Here is a 4,066-nt window from a genome sequence, read left to right as displayed (position 1 = left end):
ACTGCTGGATGCAAGTGGTGGTCGGTGAAAGGGTTTTGATTACAATGGGTTAAAGCCTCTATTTACTGAGGGGGAGGGTGCGGAGCAGCGATTTGTCCGCGCTACGTTCTGCCAAAGTCCGTGAGATTTGGACAAGACGTGTGACGGCAGGCGGTGGGGCTGGTCGAACGGTAGGAGTACTGGGACAGGCTACTTGGGTTTGCGTCCTGAATCCCTGTCGGGGACGGGACGTCCTGCGGATGTTATACGGAAAGAGGCCCTCGCGCGGGCAAAGGACTCTTCTGAGGGTGGGTGGTGCCTTGGGTGGCCACGCCAGATATGGACACCCCATCCGATGGGGTCACTGGCAAGTCCTACGGTTTCAATCCTGGCGGCAGGATGGGGAGTGGTTCGATTGCCGAGCCCAAGCATCTGCTCCGTCAGCTTCCAATTGCCGCTCACGACCCTTATGGAAAGCTTTCCATAAGGGCCGAAACCGGGCATTTGGCCTGCGCTTCCCAGCGGCCGCAAACCGCTCCGAAACGTATAGGATAGGTTGGTACGTAACAGCCAGTCACCGTCGCCATGCTCACACTGCACCTGATCCAAGACTGCACGGTCTATATCACCCGGGACGCATGAGCAGGGCGAACATGATGCCGCCCTTTCCCGTGTGGGTCCATGTGTAAGGTGCCAACAGCCACAACAAGCAGCCGCATGTTTCAGCCGGCGCCCGCCAAGGTTGGAGCTGCAGAACCTATCGCCAACTGTCGCCTGGGTCGTCCTGGTAGTCCAAGAGTTCTTCGCGGAGGATTTCTATATCCGTGGGTGCATCGATACCGATGCGTACCTGGCGTCCGTTGACAGCGAGCACCGTGACGGTGACGGTCTCTCCAATTTTCAGGGATTCACCGTCACGTCGAGTCAGGATCAGCATGGGGACACTCCTTGTGCAGAAAATGGGTCAATAAGCCATGACGTGGACACCCACGCCCAGCCGTTCCAGCGGTAGGCTCACTGAGATGTGCTGCGGGGTGTCGAGACGGTGGAGAGTCGATCGTTGGCAGCGCGCTGCCAGGGGATCAGGCAGTGTGGGAATGGCCTGTCGTATCCTGAGGTCCTCATCGCGTCTTGGCGCTCACGCATACATCCCTATGAATCCTGACCAGCAATGTACGCGAAACGGCCGTAAAAACCGTGCGGCAATTCTCAAAACCTCGCCTGCCATCCCAGGGATGACACACCGGCTGCTTCGCAGCGCGCCGGGTGGGCCACATACCGTCTTTGCTACAGGCGCCGATACTCCTCGATATACCGATTGCTCAGGCCCTGGATGGCGGTGATACGCCGGTTGCGTTCGATCTCCCAGTCATCCGGCGGGTATTGGTTGTTCCAGGCCCGGTAGAGCTGCTGGTCCTGGCGGCTGAGCCGAAAACCGTAGGTGTCCTGCATATAGAGCATGGCCCGGGCGATGAAGCCCTTGGCATGCTGAGGCGGCTGGGCGCGCCGGATGCTAGCATCGATCCGGATCTGGCAGTCTCCGTAGGTGTCACCGCCTTGAATCATCCCCCAGTTGTAGTTTGAGCGCCGACCGTTGATATACCCCACGCTGGGATACAGGTTGTGCAGGTCATTGTGTGCTGCTACAAAACTGGGGTCCACGCGTTGGCAGCAGTCCCGGCCTGATAACTGCCGCCCCCCGGAGGTCGTGCATTCGGGGAAACTCCCGGGCTCCCGCCAACACTGCCGAAAACTCCCGAACTGGGATGCCGGGAAAACATGTTCAGCCTCAATACGCTCTGCGCGCGCATTGCCGATCAGCTTGCCCATGCCGCAGCTGGCCAGATCCACCTCGTTGTCGGTGTTGTAGTTGCAGCCGCAGTACAGCGTCTCCTGCCGGTCGTAATGCACCTGCTCGTACAGCGCACGTCGAGTCAGGTGCCAGCTGGTCGCTGTGCGGGGCAGTTCGCCGGTCGGCACCGGCGTGTAGTCGGTATCCCCGCCACCGGACAATCCATCGAAATCCTGCCACAGGGCCGCCAGCTGCTCGCCCAGGCTGGTCCCATGCTCGCCGGCGGCCGAGACCACCCATTGCCTGACCTCTGTGGCGATATCGACTGCCTGCCGTGCCTCAGACGGCGCCTCCTCCAGAAGGGAATCCGGGAGGTACGAGATGCCGCCGACCAGGCCTACGACCACAATGAGCCCATAGAGGAAGGCCTTTAGACGCGCGGGGCGGACCTTGACGGCCTGTTTCTTCGGAGTCGTTGCCGTGATTTTCTTTTTCTTCTGAGGGGGCTTGCGTTTTTGAGGCATGAGGTTCTGGAAATATGAAAAGCCCGCTAGCTTGCCACAAATCCTGTCGCAAGTGCTTCACAGGATCCGCTATGAGCCCTCATGAACCACCGGCAGCCGGCTTCGACTGGGTCAAGCACTTCCACCAGCGGTCATCATTTGTCTCTAGCCGACCCAGAGCGGTCGCTCGGTAGGAGTGGATGAGAGACTCCAATTGCCTGCACAGCTGACAGTCGAACGCACCCCCGTTACTGTGAAAGACACCGATGAGGCGAACAAAAGCTCTATGCTGTGACATCCAAGCAAAGAACTTTCCGGCGCGTCGTAGTGCCGGGTGCCCGCGCAAGCGCCGTCTGGCGGAAGGCGCACGGAAAGCCAAGAACGGAGGCCCTCGTCGCCACGCGACAACGGCCGGTTTGGGCTCTCTCGACGCCTTAGGCGGAACCCGTGGCACAACCGTCCGGTTCACCCAGAGCCCAAAGGAGATATCATGAACGACGCGCTGATCTGGTTGGGGATCGCTTTCTGCGTCTCGCAATCGGCCCTGTTCTCCGGGTCGAACATCGCTGTATTCAGCCTCAGCCGCCTCCGGCTCGAGGCGGCGGCCGCAGCGGGAGACAAGACCGCCTCAAGCGCCCTCGATCTCAGGCGCGATGCGAACTTCACGCTCGTCACGATCCTCATGGGCAATGTCGCCATCAACGTGCTTCTGACCCTGCTGGCGGATTCTGTGATGGCGGGGGTGCTGGCGTTTCTCTTTTCCACCGTCGTCATCACCGCGTTGGGCGAAATCGGGCCCCAAGCCTATTTCTCCCGTAATGCACTTCGAGCAGTCGCGATCTTCGCGCCGGTCCTGCGGTTCTACCGTATCCTGCTCTGGCCGCTAGCAAAGCCCACAGCCCTTCTTCTGGACGCATGGGTCGGCACCGAAAGCGTTCCCTGGTTTCGCGAACGCGAATTGCACAACATCCTGCGCTACCACGCCGTGCATGACGACAGCGAGGTGGGACGCGTGGAGGCGATCGGGGCGATCAACTTCCTCGCGCTCGACGACCTCGTCATTCAGGATCAGGGTAGACCTCTCGATCCCGAAAGCATCGTGCAGCTGCCCTTCGATGAGGATCGCGCGGTCTTCCCCGCACTCGACCGCTCGCAAGGCGATCCCTTCATCCGCAAGCTGGCCGCATCGCGCAAGAAGTGGATCGTTCTCACCGATGACGACGCGCAGCCGCGCCTGTTGCTGAATGCGAATGCCTTTCTGCGGGACTTTCTGGTCCTCGGGCGCGATGTCGCGCTTGGCGACTACTGCCATCGCCCGGCAGTGGTCACCAGACCGACGGAAACCCTCGACAAGGCCCTCGGCATCCTGGCCACCCTGCGCGCCAAGGACGCCGGCCATGACGAGACGGTGATGTTACTCTGGTCGCCGAAGGTGAAGCGGATGGTCACCGGGTCGGATGTCCTCAGGTGCCTGCTGAGCGGCATGGGCGAGCACGAGAAGATCGCGACCATGGATGCGCCAAGTCCCTAAGTTTGTGGGAGTGGTTGGGAATACTGGCCATTGTTGCCGTAATTGCTCCAGTTCAGCAGGAGACGATTGCCGCTCACGACCCGGAACGGTCAGCCGGCGGGAACCGGTGAGGGACCGCACTCGGAAGTGAAGCTGACGTTCGAAATGAGTCTTCGGTGGCGAAATGAAAACGTGACCGACCCGCAGTGAAGCGGTGTGGATCATCGCCTGCGTCGAGGGTCCGGTAGTGATTCAGAAAACCCGAGGGCGGTCAAAAGCCGC

General features: G+C 60.6%; 3 protein-coding genes. 1 reads left to right on the top strand and 2 read right to left on the bottom strand.

The window, feature by feature from the left end:
- Positions 1-736: 736 nt before the first annotated feature.
- Together csrA and LPW29_RS14820 are read right to left on the bottom strand one after the other, a co-directional pair.
- Positions 737-916, bottom strand: coding sequence for a carbon storage regulator CsrA (gene csrA / locus LPW29_RS14825; protein WP_238628656.1), 180 nt, complete (start codon positions 914-916; stop codon positions 737-739).
- A 350-nt stretch (positions 917-1,266) separates the two neighbouring features.
- Entirely contained in the window at positions 1,267-2,295 is a 1,029-nt protein-coding gene (locus LPW29_RS14820) for an endonuclease (protein ID WP_238628655.1), read from the bottom strand.
- Positions 2,296-2,764: 469 nt separating this feature from the next.
- Between LPW29_RS14820 and LPW29_RS14815 the strand changes: the two genes are divergently transcribed.
- Positions 2,765-3,805: a DUF21 domain-containing protein gene (locus tag LPW29_RS14815; RefSeq protein ID WP_238628654.1), complete on the top strand. Its 1,041-nt coding sequence runs from the start codon at positions 2,765-2,767 to the stop codon at positions 3,803-3,805.
- Positions 3,806-4,066 lie beyond the last annotated feature (261 nt).

Origin of the sequence: Ectothiorhodospira sp. 9100, assembly GCF_022227565.1 — a bacterium.
Classification (GTDB): Bacteria; Pseudomonadota; Gammaproteobacteria; order Ectothiorhodospirales; family Ectothiorhodospiraceae; genus Ectothiorhodospira; species Ectothiorhodospira marina.
Note: the sequence above shows the minus strand (reverse complement) of the source record. Positions and strands in the feature narration are given on the sequence as shown.

What these genes read in the sequence shown, in the direction of transcription:
- LPW29_RS14820 (WP_238628655.1), bottom strand. Translation starts at nt 2,295, where the DNA reads ATGCCTCAAAAACGCAAGCCCCCTCAGAAGAAAAAGAAAATCACGGCA.
- LPW29_RS14815 (WP_238628654.1), top strand. Translation starts at nt 2,765, where the DNA reads ATGAACGACGCGCTGATCTGGTTGGGGATCGCTTTCTGCGTCTCGCAA.
- csrA (WP_238628656.1), bottom strand. Translation starts at nt 916, where the DNA reads ATGCTGATCCTGACTCGACGTGACGGTGAATCCCTGAAAATTGGAGAG.